Origin of the sequence: Streptococcus cuniculi, from assembly GCF_001921845.1 — a bacterium.
GTDB classification, from domain to species: domain Bacteria; phylum Bacillota; class Bacilli; order Lactobacillales; family Streptococcaceae; genus Streptococcus; species Streptococcus cuniculi.
Genome location: NZ_MSJM01000003.1, coordinates 36,152 through 51,905 on the forward strand (window position 1 = coordinate 36,152; position 15,754 = coordinate 51,905).

Here is a 15,754-nt window from a genome sequence, read left to right on the forward strand (position 1 = left end):
CAACATTGTTGACCATTACAACATTACTCATCAATACTACATTGTTGTTCATTGTTTTTTCTCCTTTCAATCGTGATATATCTATCATTTTAACAGAATATGTAAGGATGTCAAGAAATACTTGGATTTTTTGGAAAATATTTTTTTGCAGGACAAGCAAGAAGAAGTCAGGAAAGTCCCAACTTCTCTCTAACTTATTTTTGTAAGTCTCGGATACGGCTCGTTACACCTTTTAGATTGTAACACTCCGCATAATCCCGAATTGGACGCTTAATGTGGTCAATGACATACCGTTTCCCGTCAATATGATAGGCTGCTAAATTGGCATATAGTTTCTCGATTTGTTCCTTGACTTCCTCGTCGTTAAAGGTATAATGACCTGCTATGTCTAGGATTTCTTCTTGCAACTCCTGATTGCCTCCTTCCAAGATTTGCTCAACCGTCAAATCTTTCTGGTCTCCCATCATCCACTTTCTCCATCGCTCACTTTTAATGGCATGTAGGAGAAGGGTTTGACGAATGGTAGACGGTTCAGAAACCAAGCCTTGCTCGACTAATTTTTGTTCGACTTTTCCTAGATTGAGATACGCACGAGTTTCCTCCGTACCATATTGAGGGGCTACATTGGTTGCGGTAATCGCTGATGGGATATGCTCTAGCAAGGTAACATCATCGAGATAGTCCCCATTATGCTCTTTCAAACCAACACCATATTTCTTGGCCATCTGTGCTAAATCATAGGCATTTCGAAAATTAAAGTGACCAACTTGTTCAGTCTTACGTGTCAAGGTTCCTGTCTGACCAACAATAAAGGTTGGCATCGGCAACTGGCGTTTCCCTAATTCTTCCTGCAACTGTTGAATGAAGGTTTCATAGGTCTCCGTAGAAGTCAAACCACCATTTGTTTCTTCTGTTCCAACCTCGTAGCCAATTTCTGGCAATCCGCGTTTCTTACGCTCCTCTTCACAGAAGGCAATCAAGTCAACCGTCCGATCCAATACGACTTCAAGTGGAATCACCTTTCCAACTTCAAAAGGATCCTTAGTCGGGTCAATCATCAGTAAATCAAAGCCTGCTTCAATGTCTCCTACGTAGGACTGCTGGCCTAGGCGCATGGCTTCTTCTACTGGTAAATGGTCATTTCTTTCTTTATCCCGCTGCCAAGGACCACCATGGTCTCGGCAAAGATAATAGAGATTATCATAGCCAATTTCTTCTGCCACTTCTTCTACCGCTTTGGCAAAGCTAAACTGGTTCCAGCCATTGACATAGCCTCCGCCTAATTCATCCAAATCGACCTGATTTCGGCTAGCGATAAACATGACAGGGTAGTCATCTTCTTTTGATAATTCGAGCGTTGCCTGCACACAATTGCGTGACATAGGTCCAATCCCTAACAAGGTAGCGGATTCTCCCTGACTTTGCAAGGCTAGCAAGCCTTCTACGACTGATTTAATGGACAATTTCGACATAGTTTTCTCCTTATTTTACTTCTTCATCTGCTAGATTTGGTTTTGTGAAGTGGATAATTGCAACAGATACCAGCGTTCCAATCAGCATGGCAAGGAAATACCACAACTTCCCGTTGACAACTGGCAAAATAATCAAGCCTCCGTGCGGTACCAGTGCTTCGACATTGTTAATCATGCCCAAGGCACCACCCACAGCACTTCCGATGATAATAGCTGGCAATACCCGTTTCATATCTTTGACTGCAAAAGGAATCGCTCCTTCTGTAATACCAATGAGTCCCATAAAGAAGGCTGACATCCCCAAATCTCGATCTTCTTTGGTATATTTTTTCCGATCAATAAAGGTTGAGATGGCAACCGCAAGCGGTGGAATCGCTACTGCAATTCGGTGAGCTCCATTTGGTGCATAGATACCTTCTGCCATCAGAGCAAGTGTAAAAGCTGTCGCTGTCTTATTGATTGGGCCTCCCATATCAACAGCAGTCATCGCTCCGATAATGAGCCCAAGCACAATGGCACTGCCACCTTGTAATTCACCCAAAGTAGCGACTAGCCATGTCATCGCTGCACCAATCGGAACAGAAATGACGTAAATGTAGAGCATTCCCAATAAAAAGACTGTTAGAATCGGGATGATTAAGATAGGCATCAAGGTACGAATGGTTGGTGTTACTTTCCAGGTTTTACACCATTTTACAAAGTAACCCGTCAGCACACCTAGCAACATAGCTCCTAAAAAACCAGTCTTAACTTGAGCAGAACCGATTGGATTATTGGCAACATAACCCAAAATCATGGCAGGTGCAAGAGCAGGTTTGCCTGCGATAGAATAGGCGATATAGCCTGCAAGTAGCGGAATCATGATGGAAAATCCTGCCACCCCTAAATCCAGCAAATCCTGCATGAATTGGCTGCTAACTTCCATTCCTCCTTCGCCAGGCTTTCCTGTCGCTAAGGATAGGGCGATAAAGACCCCACCTACGACAACCGATGGTAGCATATACGATACCCCAGTATTAAAGGCTTTTTGTAAGTCTTTCCACAACGTCTTCTCCATGGTTATTCTCCTTTTGTATTTATAGTGCTTCTGCTTGATTTAAGACCTGATCTGGATGACGGATGGCTTCGCCTGGATCAACCAGCAACACCTTGCCTTCCTCACGCTTTTCATCAAAGCGATCCTGACCTTCAATTTCAACTGCGATGGCTAAAATCACAACATCTGCTTGGTCAATCTGATTTTGCTCCAATTCCTGCTCGATGCCCATGCCTCCTTGTGTCTCTACTTGGACCTCATACCCCCGCTTCCGACACTCTTTTTCAATTGCTTCTTGAGCCATATAAGTATGGGCGATGCCTGTCGGACAGGCTGTTACAGCAACGACTTTCATAATGTTTCCTCCTAAATGTCTATCGAACGCAATCGCTCGAAGAGAGTTGTTTTGTTACCAATGCTTAGTAATTGATGACGAAAGTCTTCGTCTAGCAATTTTTTACTTACTTGCGAAATAAAGCGCAAGTGTAATTTTTCCGTTCCCATCTGAGGAACTCCGATGAGAAAGATGAGTTGGACTGCTTCCTCGTGTCCTTGTGTCCACTCAAAGGGTGCTCTTGTCCTTAAAAAAGCAATGAAAGGTTTTGCAACTGCATCTGTTTTCCCATGAGGAATGGCAATCCCATATCCAATCGCTGTCGGCACCTCTTCTTCACGCGCCAGCACAGCATCCATAAATATAGTTGCGTCTGTCACATATCCCAGCTGATGTGCCTGATCTGTAATCGCTTGAATCACTCCTTTTTTCGTTGCCAACTCCTCATCCATAAAAATCAATTCTTCATGTAGAATACTATGCTCTTTCATACACAATTTTTAAAACCTCCGTTCTATTTTTAGCATGGCGCAAAGCAGTCAGCCTTTCATCTGTATGAATCAATTCATAAATACCAGAGATGATTGATTTGGTCTTGGACATATCATTGGGGCTAATCCCAATAATAAAAATCAAATCCACAAAATAATCTTTCCACTTAAATTTTTTTGAACTCTTTGCAATCGCAACAAATGTCTGCTGTACCTCTTGCGGTTTTCCATGAGGAATCGCAACGCCAATCGGCAAATCTGTATTGCCAAATTCTTCTCGGTCTAACATGGTCTGTTGAAAGCCCTCTGTTACAAAGCCTCTATCTGCTAAGGTATTGCTCAAGGCTTGAATGGCCTCTGCCGAAGAATGATAATGATCGTGATAAAAAACAAGATCCTCTGACAGATAGGCAGCTAAATTGGAAGGCTTTCTTTTTGAACTGACGGATGTTCTTGTCGTGTGAGCATTCAGAAGCCTTGATAATTCCTGCTCACTGATTAAGGGCGAAACGAAATAAATATGCGATGCTTTCTGCTGTAAAGGAATCGTTGTCAGAATGACATCATAGGCTTCCAAGTCCAACTGGGCCGCCTCCATCGATGAAGCTACCTCCACCTTGTCAAGCGATGGTAGATTATTTTTTATCCGATGAATCAATAATTCAGAAGTGACAATTCCAGTTGAACAGACCACTAGGATTTTGCGACTCACTCCAATTTTTTCCAAGGCTAATTGGAAGTAAATGGTCAAAAAGGCAATCTCATCTTCATTAAATTCCTGACCAATCGTTTCGCTAAAATCTGAAACAGCCAGCCATAAGACATTGAAGACAATCGAAAATTCCAGTTTTATCTGCTCGGTAAAGGGATTTTTGACAAGAGTATGAGAGCGTAAGCGTGATAACATGGGTGGAATATGCACTGTCAATTGTTCTAGCAGAGTCGTATCATTTGAAAAATCGACATTTAAAGCCTGAGAGACCTGTTCAATCAAGCCCGTCACTAGGTTACTATCTACATACTGCCTTGGCATGGGTTCAAAGCGATAGAGTAGCAATTTTTGAGAAAGATACTCCACATCTTCATTGGTATATTCTAAATCCAATCTGAGAGAAATCTTATGGAGAATCTTTACTGCACTATCCATGTAAAAGGCATCTGCCTTCTGATGAAACAAGGAGGCATTTCCTACACTATGTTCACCTTGGCTCAGTTGATAAACTTGAGCAATTAGAAAGGTTAGACAATGCTGGATATAAACTTCTGAGATGGCATGGATATTTTCCCTAACATAGGTATAGAGTACATTGGAACAAACCTGAATCATATCTCTAGTATAATAGGGAAGTAGACTATCGATAATATCAGGCGTCTTCGCCCCGTTTGCAAAGGCATTTTGTTCAATGATATATTGGTTAAAATTCACAAATGCTGTAATCTTGTCCTCTGTCGTCGGAAAGACCAATCGAGTTCCATGATGATTACTTAACAGCTCGCCACTCGTTCCACGAAGTAGAATCAAGGTAATAGTTTCTAGATCTTGCTTGATGGAACTCTTACTGACAAAGTATCGCTCTGCTAAATCATTAAAACTTGTTTGCTTGTTTTGAAATAACAAGTCTTGCATGATGTCAATCCGACGCGTAACTTGACAATCATGAGCATCTACTCCCTCAAGTAAATCTTCATAGCTCACTAGGGAGATTCCTACGCCTCTCCGTTTTTCAAATACGATTCCCCTCTGTTCTAGATTACGAATCTCTTTATGGATTGTCCTCACCGAAACACCTAGCTTATTTGCAAAATAAGCTGCTTGCTTGGGACTTCGTTCTCCTTTCATCATTCTCACTAATTTTATCTGTCTTTGGGTAAGCATTTCTCACCTCCATGATCATTCAGCATTACTTGCTTATATATAGATTGTAACCGCTATCAATGTCTTTGTAAATAACAAAAAGCTGCAAGAACTTCTTGCAGCAAATCAGACACCGGTTATAAAATATGACTTGAAGTCCGCTATCAAAAAAACTCGTACAAAACGAGCTTTCTTCACTTATTTATCCAAATTCGTATCTGGTTTCCAGACAAAACTAGCTAGATAGCTAAAGAGGTAGGTCAAACCTAAGACTAGGGCAGCAAGGACTAGGGCTGGCACACGGTAAATGAAGGTCCAGTAAGGCAAGCGTTTCTTGCCTGTCTGAGCAGCACGGGCAAGGTCGTCCAAGCGATTGAATTCTGACTCAATGCGGTGGGTGACTTCTGCGATTCCTGCATCGTCTAGGCGTTTAATATCTGAAATATCAATCGGATTACCAAAGGCAACGTCGATTCGGTCTCCCAACAATAGATTTTTGAGGCTCATCGGTCCGATATAGGTAGCAGGCATGATCTTCACCTTAGCAGTCTTTGCAATGACCGCAACACCGCCCTTTAATTCACTGGAATGACGGCTCCCTGACGGGAACATGACCAAGGAACGATTGCTCTTTTTCAGCATTTTAACAGGGTATTTGATGGCTGCTGTTCCTGGGTTTTCACGGTCAATCGGAAAGGCACCACACTTGCTAATCCACCAGCCAAATCCTCTGTCCTTGAACAGTTCTTTTTTCGCCATAAAAATAAACTGTTTAGGCGCTGAAGCGTAGCCTAAAAAGACTGGATCCCAGAAGGTTCTGTGCGGGGCTACCAAGATGTAATTTTCATCTTGAGGCAGAATTTTCTCCCTGTCATGATAGTGAATATTGCCGTTTACGGCCCACAATAAAAAAACTAATAAACTACGTAAGTAGGAATAAAACATGTGACTCTCCTTTACTGATTTCCCTACTATTATACCATATTTTGAAAGCTAGCAAAGATTTTTCATCCGCCGTCACAATGTGCTATAATAGGTCTATGAACAAGCCAGTATTAGAAGTCGGAGAACGCATTGACCAGCTCTTCTCCACCGATGTCAAGATTATTCAAAACAAAGAAGTCTTTAGCTATTCCATCGATAGTGTTCTTTTGTCGCGCTTTCCCAAAATGCCCAAAAAGGGGCTTATCGTAGACCTCTGTAGTGGAAATGGGGCCGTTGGCCTCTTTGCCTCCACCCAGACCAAGGCTAAGATTACCCTCATTGAACTCCAAGAACGCTTGGCGGATATGGCGAAGCGCTCGATTGCCCTCAATCAGTTGGAGGAACAAATCGAGATGATTTGCGATGACCTCAAGCACTTGCTGGATTATGTCCCGCGTTCGCAGGTCGACTTGATTCTCTGCAATCCACCTTATTTCAAGGTCGAACAACAACCCAATCTGAAAGCTAGCGAACATTATCTCCTTGCCCGCCATGAAATCACAACCAATCTGGCAGAAATTTGCGCCGTCAGTCGTCACGCCCTCAAGTCAAATGGTCGTCTGGCTATGGTACACCGACCAGAGCGCTTCCTTGAAATTATCGATACCATGAAAGCCCACAATCTAGCTCCCAAACGGATCCAATTTATCCACCCCAAGGCAGGCAAGGAAGCCAATATGTTGTTGATTGAGGCCATTAAAGACGGTTCTTTAGAAGGGTTGAAGATTTTACCACCGCTGATTGTCCACCAAGAAAATGGAAACTATACAGCAGAAATCGAGGAAATTTACTTTGGAAAAGGCTAGACATTACATGTATGTGCTCAAGTGCGCAGACGACAGCCTCTATACCGGCTATACGACCGACCTTGACAAGCGAATTGCGACCCACAACAGCGGAAAAGGCGCCAAGTACACCCGCCCCCAGAGCCGCAGACCAGTTGAGTTGCTCTACCACGAAACCTTCTCTGATAAACCTAGCGCCATGTCCGCAGAAGCCCTCTTCAAACGCAAAACGCGCCAGCAAAAATTAGCTTATATCGCAGAAAACCTCACTCCTAAGGAGTGAGGCATTTTTCATCTTTCTATATAAGTATAGGCTACACAATCTATCGTATCAACCGCCCGAAATCCCAAGGATTCATAGAAGGCCTTCGTTTTTTCTTCTCGGTCTGTCAAGAGGTGCAGTTGGTAGATATTAGGATAGCTGGCAAGAAGCAACTCCATCAGCTGACGGCCAATTCCCATTCGCTGATAGGCTGGCAGGACCAAAATATCCTGCACAAAGAGAACCGAGTACCCATCCCCCACAGCTCGTAACAAGCCTACGAGCTTTTCTCCATCAAATGCTGCAATGACTAACAGGCTATTTGCCAAGGCCTGCTCTAACATCTGTGGTTGGCGTGTATAATTGCTCCACTCAACCGCTTCGTACAGTTCAAGGACTGCCGCCATGTCTAGTTTTGCTCGTTTCACGTATGTAATCATCATTTTCTCCTTTTCCTGTTTGAATGGTTTAAAAAGATAAGTCTATAGTCAAATGAATTAACTTTCAGACAAGGAACTGAGACGCAGACAGTACTGGAGTACGGCAAGTCGAAAGTGACGATGTATCAAAGTTAATTCAAAAGACTATATAGTCAAATTCCTAATACCCATAGGCACCTCCTCATTGATTGATAATAGTATACACCAATCTAAGAAATCATGTCAACCTCTGCAAAAATAAGACAACTCAAATGTCACTAGCTATTTGGAATAATGACCTTTTCTAACAAGTCTTCTTCCTCCCTAATCCTGCGCCATAGTACCACAGCATAAAATGGACCGAGAATCAAAGCGGTCAGCCATGCGTGACATAAGAGGGTCAGACCAACTAATTCTGGCACAATGTTCAAATAATAGTTGGGATGTTTGACCAAACGAAATAAAATGTGGTCATTATAAGTGTGATTCTTAGCAATCATCAGCTTGACTGTCCATATATCTCCTAAAATCGACTGAACAAGGTAGAGCATGCACATAGAAAATAGAATACATAATGCCCCGACAACTCCCCTAGCATCCATAGAAGTATGCCTGATGAGCGCTTCTACGACACAAAACACGTAAAATAAAATATGCAACAGGGTTAAATATTTTGTGTTTTTCACCCCATATTCTCTTCCACCATTTTTCAAAATCATTCGTTCATGCTGAACCGAAATCTTTAAAAACCACAAACGCAACAGAAATACAGCGACCACAATACCAATCACCATCATCTTTTCTCCTTATGTTAATCAATTACGTCCCTTATTATATAGAGCAGAAATTCTAGGGTCAATAGCTTCTGCGGATTTTACATATTAAGGAGAGAAAACGTAGATAATCTGTAGTTTGTGTACTTCTTGCTTCATCCTTATTTGTTGGTCACTTTATAGCCCTTCGCCCCAACACAAATGCTCCAGATGATGGCTAAAGCGGTAAAGCCGACTAAAACAATCACCGATACAAGCGGCTCAAAGAACAGACTGATGAGAAGCGCAAATCCTCCACCGATAAAGAGATAAGCTATTTTCTTACGATCTGATAAGGATTGAGGAGCTGTCATACCTGCCACATCTTTTGGCATGTAATTCCCCATAATCAGATACACTCCTGCTAAAAAAGCAACGACTAGTCGGCGAATATCTAACTCATTTCCTAAATTCACCAGTAAAATACTAGTCATTACAAGTGTAGTAACGATAGGCATCACCCATTTCATCACTTTTACAGCAGGAATCCGACCACTTTTGGTCACATCAAGCGCCACACACAAAAAGATATGAAAGGCCAAGGCTAGTAAAGGCGTGCCCACAAGGGTAAACCATTTGCTACCTGTCCCATTGGCTTCATTATCAATGCCGAAATGTGTTTGCACAATCTCTGGCAACTGTCCGTAATAAATGGCAACGAGAACAAGTGGTATCAAGAAAATTAAACTTGTCATAGCGAGCATTTTCCAATCAATTTGTTTCATCTTTTTCTCCTCCAAAGCTGGCAATCCAGACCAGCACTTCTTCAAATACGGTATAGTTCAGGCGATAGTAAATAAAATTCTTCTGCTTTTCTTCTAAAATCAAGCCTGCCTTTTTCAAAACAGACAAATGATGCGAGACGGTGGCACCGCTCAAGTGAAAGAGCTCCACAATCTCGCCTGCCGACTTGGGACCCGCCTTTAAACTATCCAAAATCTGTCTCCGAATCGGCGCCGAAATCGCCTTTAAGGTTTCTGATAAGCCCATCTTGTCTCCTTTCACTTTCTATTTAGAAATATTTCTAAATAGAATACTACTCCTTTTGTGACAACTTGTCAAGAACTATTTAGAAAAACATCGAAATAGAATATAAAAAAAGTCCCAACTATTTTAGCTGGGACTTACGCTACTATCTATTTGATAAGGCGATTCAGTTCAGCCAAGACAAACATCCAATGTCAGATAAACTGGATGTGTCAGCTGCTGAAGATTAACTACTAGTTGTAGATAAACTGAACTGGTCACGTCAACTGCTGACGAAGTCCACTGGAGTAACCTCGCTCTCTAGTTTCTAGGCTCGGGCTAAAATAATCCACTGGATTAACCTCGCTTTCGAATTTCTAGGCTCGGGCTAAAGGCTGGGACAAAAGTCCCTTACCTCGTTACGTTTCATAGTTTTAACAGTTTAGCGCAGTAGTTGTCTGGTTTGTAAAACGTTGATAAATCAAGATTCTATTAGAAGAGGCTAGCGAACAATTCTTCGCTAGCCTTATTTCCAACCTTCCACAATTCTCAATTGTGGAAGCTAGTCAACTTGCGGGGTATCAACAGTCAGGGGAGTGACTGTTGATACCCGAGCCTAGAAACTAGAGAGCGAGGACTACAAAATCGATTTCTTCGAAATCACGATTTTTGTCCCACTCCCTACTTATCTCCCTTATTGCGGATGACAAAGCCTGTCTTTTTCTCGCTTGAGATGCGTTTGCGTGGTTTTTTGTTGTCTTTTCCGAAACGGTCGCGGTCGTTGGTGTGGCGTTTTTCCTTGTAATCACGACGGCCACCCCGGCGGTCATCACCTCTGCGATTACCTGATGATTTGCCACCTTTACCAGACTTGCCACGACCACCTTTGTCACCTGGGATGTATTTGAACGGCAATGGTTTTTCACGCGCAATTTCTACTTTTGGCATGGACTCTGGATCCTGAACCGTCAAGCTCAAGATGTACATCGCCAATTCTTCTGGTGAAAATTCGCTAGCCAGTTTAATGGCATCTTTGCCAAACTTATCAAAGTTCTTGCGGATGCTTTCATCTGCAAAATCACGCTCGATTTTCTTCAGCGCAATCTTTTTCTTGGCTTGGAAAGCCTCTTCTGCTGTCGCAGGCTTCATGCCGGTCATGCGTTTTTTGGTCAAATCCTCAATAATCTTGAGGTAGCCCATTTCATTTGGTGAGACAAAGGTAATGGATTGACCAGACTTACCTGCACGACCCGTCCGACCAATACGGTGAACATAGCTTTCTGGATCCTGCGGAATGTCATAGTTATAGACATGGGTCACACCTGAAATATCCAATCCACGGGCCGCAACATCTGTCGCAACGAGGACATCTAGACCACCTGTCTTGAAATCACGCAAGACACGCAGGCGCTTGCTTTGATCCAAATCACCGTGAATACCTTCTGCACGGAAACCACGGATTTTCAGACCGCGGGTCAATTCATCGACACGGCGTTTGGTCCGACCAAAGACAATCGCTAATTCTGGCTGTTCCACATCCATAAGACGGGTCATGGTGTCAAATTTTTCCTGCTCCTTGACACGGACATAGTATTGATCGACCAGTTCAGTCGTCAATTCTTTTGCCTCAATCTGTACATGTTCAGGATTGTTCATGAACTGAACACCGATGCGTTTAATCGGAGCTGGCATGGTCGCTGAAAAGAGCAAGGTTTGGCGGTCTTCTGGAACGCGAGAGATAATGGACTCGATGTCCTCTAAAAAGCCCATATTGAGCATTTCATCGGCTTCATCCAGAATGAGGGTTTCTACATGATTGAGTTTCAAGGCCTTACGTTTGATCAAATCAAGTAAACGACCAGGCGTTCCGACAACGATATGAGCGCCAGACTTGAGCGCTTTGATTTGTTTTTCAATGCTTGAACCGCCATAGACAGAGCGGACTTTCACGCCCTTACTACGCCCAAAGCGGAAAAGCTCTTCCTGACTTTGCACGGCCAATTCCCGCGTTGGGGCGATGACCAAGGCTTGGATTTGCACTTCATCGGTGCGGATTTTTTCAAGAGTTGGTAGACCAAAGGCTGCTGTTTTTCCTGTTCCTGTCTGGGCTTGACCGATGACATCCTTACCTTCAAGGGCAAGGGGAATCGTCTTCTCCTGAATTGGACTGGCTTCCACAAAGCCGGCTGTTTCGATTTCTGCTAGCAAGTCAGCAGATAACTGTAATTCATTAAATTTCATCTATCCTTCTTTCTAAGGAGTGGGATTTCAGCCCTCGTCTAAAAAAGAAAAACCGTCTAAGCAGGACAGGTTTTTTAGACATCACCCTAGTAAAAGAAGTGGAGCTTGTTTCCCATATATACAATTTTGTTGCATGCAACTTATCTAGTATATCACAAAGAAGGGGCAAAAGATAGTGAAAGTCATTATTTTTCTCACAAATACATTTTTGATTTTCTTTAAGAAAGTTTTAAAAATGAAAAAATGACCAAAAAGATCATTTTTCATCGTTTATTCGCCACCCATTTTAAAATCTGGGCAAGGACAACCCACAAGACAGCACTAAGGATAATGATATAAATCCAAGCACGGTTATCATCGGTCCAAGGAAGTGGGACATTCATGCCGAAAAAGCCTGTAATAACGGCAATAACAGCCAGTAAAATGGAAATAATGGTCAAGAGTGTCAAGTTGTCATTCAGATTGTTGTTCAAGACATTATTGTAAGAACTGGACAACTGCTGCAAGACTTGAGAAACCAAATCAGTCATGGCAACCAACTGTCTGGCTTCAATCATCGCATCGTCAAATTGTTCATTTTCAATCTCATCAAAGCCGCGGTAAATAGCATGTCCTCTGATATGCTCAAGCAACATCAGATTTTGCTTGGCTGCAGCAAGCAGGTAGACCATACTGGTTTCCAAGTCAGACAGGGCAAACAAGTGCTTTTTAGTTGTCGTTTGGCGCAGCAGCATATTGATTTCATCCTTGGTCTTGTCCATTTTTTCAATGACAGGATAGTAGGAATTACTAATCAACTCGATACTGGCAAAGAGGAATTTATAGACTGTGACAGGCTCATGGTGTTCAATATAGCGGACCATATTACGCGTCACATAGGCACTATCCTGGTCGGTAATGGTAATGAGACGGTCTTTTTGGACAATGAAGGTCATGGGAATGGTTTCATAGTAGTCCTTTTCGCGCTCCAAATCAAGGACATTGTAAATAAAGACAACTGTCCCGTCTTCACGATTGTAGTCCATGTGGGCACGTTCATTTTTATCCAGCGCATATTCGACCGTTTCCGTATCAATATGGTATTTTTTATATAGTTCTGGCGTTTGGTGCAAACTCTCGGCATCTAGGTTAATCCAAGACATGCCATTTTTCAAACTTTTCTCAATGAACATTCTCCACCTCCACTTTTTTCTTCTGTCTTATTATACTATAAATCTCCTCTAATCGTACTTTCCAAAGACGATATTTGACAGAAAAGGGGGGATGCGGTACAATATTTAGGTATCAAAAAAAAGGAGTTTTTATGGAAAATCAACAGTTAGACCCTCTTGCAACAATGGTCGAAACCAACAAGAAAAAGCGTAAGCGTGTCTTGAAAATCGTTTTCGGAGTTATCGGAGGCCTCTTTTTAGTAGCTGCCGTTGCTGGATTCCTCTTCTACCGCAATGGAAATATTGCAGGTGATTGGGAAAATCCAAATCTTGCTGCGGAAATACGGAAATCCGCTATTCAGGAGATTGGAAATGGTTTTGAGGGCTTGAAACTTGATCCCGAAGAAGTTGTTGGAGAAACAGGCGTAACATTTGAAGTCAAGGACAACAAAGCAGTCGCTACGACCTATTCTACCATCAATAAAGAAGCCTTTCTAACTGCTTTTGATAAAGCGATCCAAGAAGAATATACTAAAGTCGTTACAGAAGCAGAAAAAGAAGCGCAAAAGTATGGAATCAGCAAGGAAGATTTGCTAAAAGAAGCATTTGGTGAAAACTATGAAGCGGAAATCAAGAAAAGCTTCCCTAAGCGTGAAGAAATCGAAAAACAATTCGATGACATGATGACCAAAGAAGTAGCAGATACTAGCAAGGGCCAGTATGATTCTGCAACTGGTAAATTCTCTGCTGTCTACTTTGAAGGGGAAGTGAGCCCACTCACTCACACTATCAAAGTAACCAAGGTCAATACTGGATCTGCCTTTGCATCAGCGGCATCTAGCTTTAAAGTAGGAGATGTCCTGTTATACACACATAACGGTGATACCCTAACCTTTGTCGGTGCCGAAGAATATCCATTTAAAGCAATGAAATAAAAAGGATTGAGAGAATTCTCTCAATCCTTTTTATTGTAATACTGCTTCGGCTAATGCCTGCTGAATGGCAATCACGCTCTTATCGCTCTTGAATTGCAGGGTTTCGGCAGGCTCCATGCTAGAGGAAATCCAGATTTTCAACTCTGCATCCAAGTCAAAATGCCCAGATGTTTCGACTTCAAAGCGTGAAATAGAACGATAGGGAATAGATTTGTAGGAGGTTTTCTTTCCTGTCATTCCTTGCTTATCCACCAAAATCAAGCGTTTGTCGGTAAAGACGATTAAGTCACGAACCAGGCTAAAGGCTGACGTCACCTGCTCGCTTGCAACTAACACTGCCTCTAGCTGTTCTTCTACTTTTGCCGTATCTGTTTGGGCGGCATTGCCCATTAAGCCTGAAAAAATTCCCATGATAGCTCCTTTTTACATCCTAATATAAGATTCTCAACTTTAGTCACGTTGCTTAAAAACAGATTGATCTATAAATTGATTTAATGCAAAATATGAAATCGATATCTGTTCACTTCGATTATTATAAATGTCTGTAAATTGATAGCTCATACTGTTATCCTTTAGTGTAAGATGAATATGACCATGCGCAACAGAATTTCTTAACCTTTCTAAAATATAAACATTTTTCTTGTGCTCTTCCTCAATATCTGGATGTTTCTCCATAAATCTTTCAAGGTTAGTATTATCTATTACAAACCCTTCTATATCAACGTTTTTAGGATTGATTTCAAATAAATCATCGTCTTCAAATCTCAAACAAATATTGATTACACTAAGAATAGGAAACATATATTTAAACGCTAACCAGCTATATTTATCCTCTTTTAGCTCTTCAATACTTGATAATATATTATCCTTATTCTCAAAGCTATTTTCTATCCATGGAGAAATATAATCAATAATCCGATCATTTAATTGCATCAAATGAACTAAAAAGTTTGAAAATTCTGTTTCAAAATCATATAGAAATTTTATACTATAACAAAACTCCTCAGCAGTTACTTCTCTGCCTACCTCACTTTGAACAAATTTTAATTTTTCATCAAATTCTTCTTTTGAAATCGTATAAATAGAATGTTTAAATTCTGCACTATGAGATTTAATATAACCCATTATCTCTTCATGATTTAATTGCTTGAAATTTTTAGTAAACGAAATCATTTCATGAGAAGAATTTCCTGTATATTTTTCATCTTTTGCATAAGTTAAAACATTTACTTTAATATCCGTATACTCATTTATAACCGAACTATATTGGTATTCAGACATAGAACTCAAACTAAACCAAGTATGTTTATAAACTATTCCATAAGAAGTATAGTTTGAAAAATATGATTGAATAAAATAATGTAAAACTGGTTCTAATATAAATCCATGGAATTTTGATTTATTTGTTTCTTTATCCTTGTTATAGATACTATAACCAATCAAATATTCTGTTCCATATTCTCCATGTGATAAAAATTCAAAATGTCCATAATTCATGTGTGCAAAAGCATTTCTAACACGTGCTAACTGATCATACGGCCTTGTCTCTTCAGAACTATAAGGAACATAAAATGAGTTCATTGGTACAAGACGCCCAACCTTCTCTCTCAAAAATCTTCTATAGAGGTCCAAAAAGTCTTTCATTTCATGGTCACTACTATTTAGATGTTCAAAAAAGTCCTTATAAATAATTTTTCTTCTAAAATACTTTTTCTCTAATTTTTCTTTATTGAAAAGTAACATTAGAGAATCAATAAAAACTCTATACCTAAATAAATCTCGTAACAATAAAGATGAAAAAATACCCGATGTCAATTGTCTAGTAATCCAATCAATATTCACTTCATCTTGATACAGTTTTTTATAAAAGTTAATCATCTCAAAATTATTATTTAGATAATCTTTTGAGGAAACTGGCAATATCCTCATACAACACTTTTTATATTTATTATCTGAACCACAAGGACATTTATCATTTCTATTGATACTCATACTTTATTAAACTTCTATA

At 40.9% G+C, this 15,754-nt stretch carries 17 protein-coding genes; 3 read left to right on the forward strand and 14 right to left on the reverse strand.

Features of this window, described 5'->3' with window-relative positions:
* Positions 1-194: 194 nt before the first annotated feature.
* The 6 genes from BU202_RS03475 to BU202_RS03500 form a co-directional block, all read right to left on the reverse strand.
* Complete coding sequence (locus BU202_RS03475) at positions 195-1,472, reverse strand: class II D-tagatose-bisphosphate aldolase non-catalytic subunit (RefSeq protein ID WP_075104420.1); 1,278 nt, start codon at positions 1,470-1,472, stop codon at positions 195-197.
* A 10-nt stretch (positions 1,473-1,482) separates the two neighbouring features.
* Positions 1,483-2,529, reverse strand: a complete 1,047-nt coding sequence (locus BU202_RS03480) for a PTS fructose transporter subunit IIC (RefSeq protein WP_075104421.1) — start codon at positions 2,527-2,529, stop codon at positions 1,483-1,485.
* A gap of 19 nt (positions 2,530-2,548) precedes the next feature.
* Positions 2,549-2,863, reverse strand: a complete 315-nt coding sequence (locus BU202_RS03485) for a PTS fructose transporter subunit IIB (protein ID WP_075104422.1) — start codon at positions 2,861-2,863, stop codon at positions 2,549-2,551.
* A gap of 11 nt (positions 2,864-2,874) precedes the next feature.
* Positions 2,875-3,333, reverse strand: coding sequence for a PTS sugar transporter subunit IIA (locus tag BU202_RS03490; RefSeq protein WP_075104423.1), 459 nt, complete (start codon positions 3,331-3,333; stop codon positions 2,875-2,877).
* The gene (locus tag BU202_RS03495) at positions 3,320-5,209 is read right to left on the reverse strand and encodes a BglG family transcription antiterminator (RefSeq protein ID WP_075104424.1); all 1,890 of its coding nucleotides are present in this window, start codon (positions 5,207-5,209) and stop codon (positions 3,320-3,322) included. The genes BU202_RS03490 and BU202_RS03495 overlap by 14 nt, the downstream gene beginning before the upstream one ends.
* A gap of 177 nt (positions 5,210-5,386) precedes the next feature.
* On the reverse strand, positions 5,387-6,133 hold the full coding sequence (locus tag BU202_RS03500) for a lysophospholipid acyltransferase family protein (protein WP_075104425.1): 747 nt from the start codon (positions 6,131-6,133) through the stop codon (positions 5,387-5,389).
* Positions 6,134-6,228: 95 nt separating this feature from the next.
* Between BU202_RS03500 and BU202_RS03505 the strand changes: the two genes are divergently transcribed.
* Entirely contained in the window at positions 6,229-6,978 is a 750-nt protein-coding gene (locus tag BU202_RS03505; RefSeq protein ID WP_075104426.1) for a tRNA1(Val) (adenine(37)-N6)-methyltransferase, read from the forward strand.
* The gene (locus BU202_RS03510; RefSeq protein ID WP_075104427.1) at positions 6,929-7,240 is read left to right on the forward strand and encodes a GIY-YIG nuclease family protein; all 312 of its coding nucleotides are present in this window, start codon (positions 6,929-6,931) and stop codon (positions 7,238-7,240) included. Before BU202_RS03505 ends, BU202_RS03510 begins: the two co-directional genes overlap by 50 nt.
* 8 nt (positions 7,241-7,248) lie before the next feature.
* On the opposite strand, the gene BU202_RS03515 is transcribed toward BU202_RS03510, so the two are convergent.
* The 6 genes from BU202_RS03515 to BU202_RS03540 form a co-directional block, all read right to left on the reverse strand.
* Positions 7,249-7,659, reverse strand: a complete 411-nt coding sequence (locus BU202_RS03515) for a GNAT family N-acetyltransferase (protein WP_075104428.1) — start codon at positions 7,657-7,659, stop codon at positions 7,249-7,251.
* 257 nt (positions 7,660-7,916) lie between these two features.
* Positions 7,917-8,432: an isoprenylcysteine carboxyl methyltransferase family protein gene (locus tag BU202_RS03520; protein ID WP_089503438.1), complete on the reverse strand. Its 516-nt coding sequence runs from the start codon at positions 8,430-8,432 to the stop codon at positions 7,917-7,919.
* A gap of 140 nt (positions 8,433-8,572) precedes the next feature.
* Positions 8,573-9,175 (reverse strand): DUF1648 domain-containing protein, encoded by a 603-nt coding sequence (locus BU202_RS03525; RefSeq protein WP_075104430.1) that lies wholly within the window; start codon positions 9,173-9,175, stop codon positions 8,573-8,575.
* A complete protein-coding gene (locus BU202_RS03530) occupies positions 9,162-9,440 on the reverse strand; it encodes an autorepressor SdpR family transcription factor (protein WP_075104431.1) in 279 nt (92 codons plus the stop codon). The genes BU202_RS03525 and BU202_RS03530 overlap by 14 nt, the downstream gene beginning before the upstream one ends.
* Positions 9,441-10,097: 657 nt before the next feature.
* Positions 10,098-11,657: a degradosome RNA helicase CshA gene (cshA, locus tag BU202_RS03535; protein ID WP_075104432.1), complete on the reverse strand. Its 1,560-nt coding sequence runs from the start codon at positions 11,655-11,657 to the stop codon at positions 10,098-10,100.
* Between the two features lie 263 nt (positions 11,658-11,920).
* Positions 11,921-12,829, reverse strand: coding sequence for a magnesium transporter CorA family protein (locus BU202_RS03540; RefSeq protein ID WP_075104433.1), 909 nt, complete (start codon positions 12,827-12,829; stop codon positions 11,921-11,923).
* Positions 12,830-12,960: 131 nt separating this feature from the next.
* Between BU202_RS03540 and BU202_RS03545 the strand changes: the two genes are divergently transcribed.
* On the forward strand, positions 12,961-13,743 hold the full coding sequence (locus BU202_RS03545) for a hypothetical protein (RefSeq protein WP_075104434.1): 783 nt from the start codon (positions 12,961-12,963) through the stop codon (positions 13,741-13,743).
* A gap of 30 nt (positions 13,744-13,773) precedes the next feature.
* Here the strand turns inward: BU202_RS03545 and BU202_RS03550 are convergent, their stop codons facing one another.
* Positions 13,774-14,154: a PH domain-containing protein gene (locus BU202_RS03550; protein ID WP_075104435.1), complete on the reverse strand. Its 381-nt coding sequence runs from the start codon at positions 14,152-14,154 to the stop codon at positions 13,774-13,776.
* A 39-nt stretch (positions 14,155-14,193) separates the two neighbouring features.
* Positions 14,194-15,735 carry an SEC-C domain-containing protein gene (locus tag BU202_RS03555; RefSeq protein ID WP_075104436.1) on the reverse strand — a complete coding sequence of 514 codons (1,542 nt, stop codon included), beginning with the start codon at positions 15,733-15,735 and terminating at the stop codon, positions 14,194-14,196.
* Between the last annotated feature and the right edge of the window lie 19 nt (positions 15,736-15,754).

What these genes read in the sequence shown, in the direction of transcription:
- BU202_RS03475 (WP_075104420.1), bottom strand. Translation starts at nt 1,472, where the DNA reads ATGTCGAAATTGTCCATTAAATCAGTCGTAGAAGGCTTGCTAGCCTTG.
- BU202_RS03480 (WP_075104421.1), bottom strand. Translation starts at nt 2,529, where the DNA reads ATGGAGAAGACGTTGTGGAAAGACTTACAAAAAGCCTTTAATACTGGG.
- BU202_RS03485 (WP_075104422.1), bottom strand. Translation starts at nt 2,863, where the DNA reads ATGAAAGTCGTTGCTGTAACAGCCTGTCCGACAGGCATCGCCCATACT.
- BU202_RS03490 (WP_075104423.1), bottom strand. Translation starts at nt 3,333, where the DNA reads ATGAAAGAGCATAGTATTCTACATGAAGAATTGATTTTTATGGATGAG.
- BU202_RS03495 (WP_075104424.1), bottom strand. Translation starts at nt 5,209, where the DNA reads ATGCTTACCCAAAGACAGATAAAATTAGTGAGAATGATGAAAGGAGAA.
- BU202_RS03500 (WP_075104425.1), bottom strand. Translation starts at nt 6,133, where the DNA reads ATGTTTTATTCCTACTTACGTAGTTTATTAGTTTTTTTATTGTGGGCC.
- BU202_RS03505 (WP_075104426.1), top strand. Translation starts at nt 6,229, where the DNA reads ATGAACAAGCCAGTATTAGAAGTCGGAGAACGCATTGACCAGCTCTTC.
- BU202_RS03510 (WP_075104427.1), top strand. Translation starts at nt 6,929, where the DNA reads ATGGAAACTATACAGCAGAAATCGAGGAAATTTACTTTGGAAAAGGCT.
- BU202_RS03515 (WP_075104428.1), bottom strand. Translation starts at nt 7,659, where the DNA reads ATGATTACATACGTGAAACGAGCAAAACTAGACATGGCGGCAGTCCTT.
- BU202_RS03520 (WP_089503438.1), bottom strand. Translation starts at nt 8,432, where the DNA reads ATGGTGATTGGTATTGTGGTCGCTGTATTTCTGTTGCGTTTGTGGTTT.
- BU202_RS03525 (WP_075104430.1), bottom strand. Translation starts at nt 9,175, where the DNA reads ATGAAACAAATTGATTGGAAAATGCTCGCTATGACAAGTTTAATTTTC.
- BU202_RS03530 (WP_075104431.1), bottom strand. Translation starts at nt 9,440, where the DNA reads ATGGGCTTATCAGAAACCTTAAAGGCGATTTCGGCGCCGATTCGGAGA.
- cshA (WP_075104432.1), bottom strand. Translation starts at nt 11,657, where the DNA reads ATGAAATTTAATGAATTACAGTTATCTGCTGACTTGCTAGCAGAAATC.
- BU202_RS03540 (WP_075104433.1), bottom strand. Translation starts at nt 12,829, where the DNA reads ATGTTCATTGAGAAAAGTTTGAAAAATGGCATGTCTTGGATTAACCTA.
- BU202_RS03545 (WP_075104434.1), top strand. Translation starts at nt 12,961, where the DNA reads ATGGAAAATCAACAGTTAGACCCTCTTGCAACAATGGTCGAAACCAAC.
- BU202_RS03550 (WP_075104435.1), bottom strand. Translation starts at nt 14,154, where the DNA reads ATGGGAATTTTTTCAGGCTTAATGGGCAATGCCGCCCAAACAGATACG.
- BU202_RS03555 (WP_075104436.1), bottom strand. Translation starts at nt 15,735, where the DNA reads ATGAGTATCAATAGAAATGATAAATGTCCTTGTGGTTCAGATAATAAA.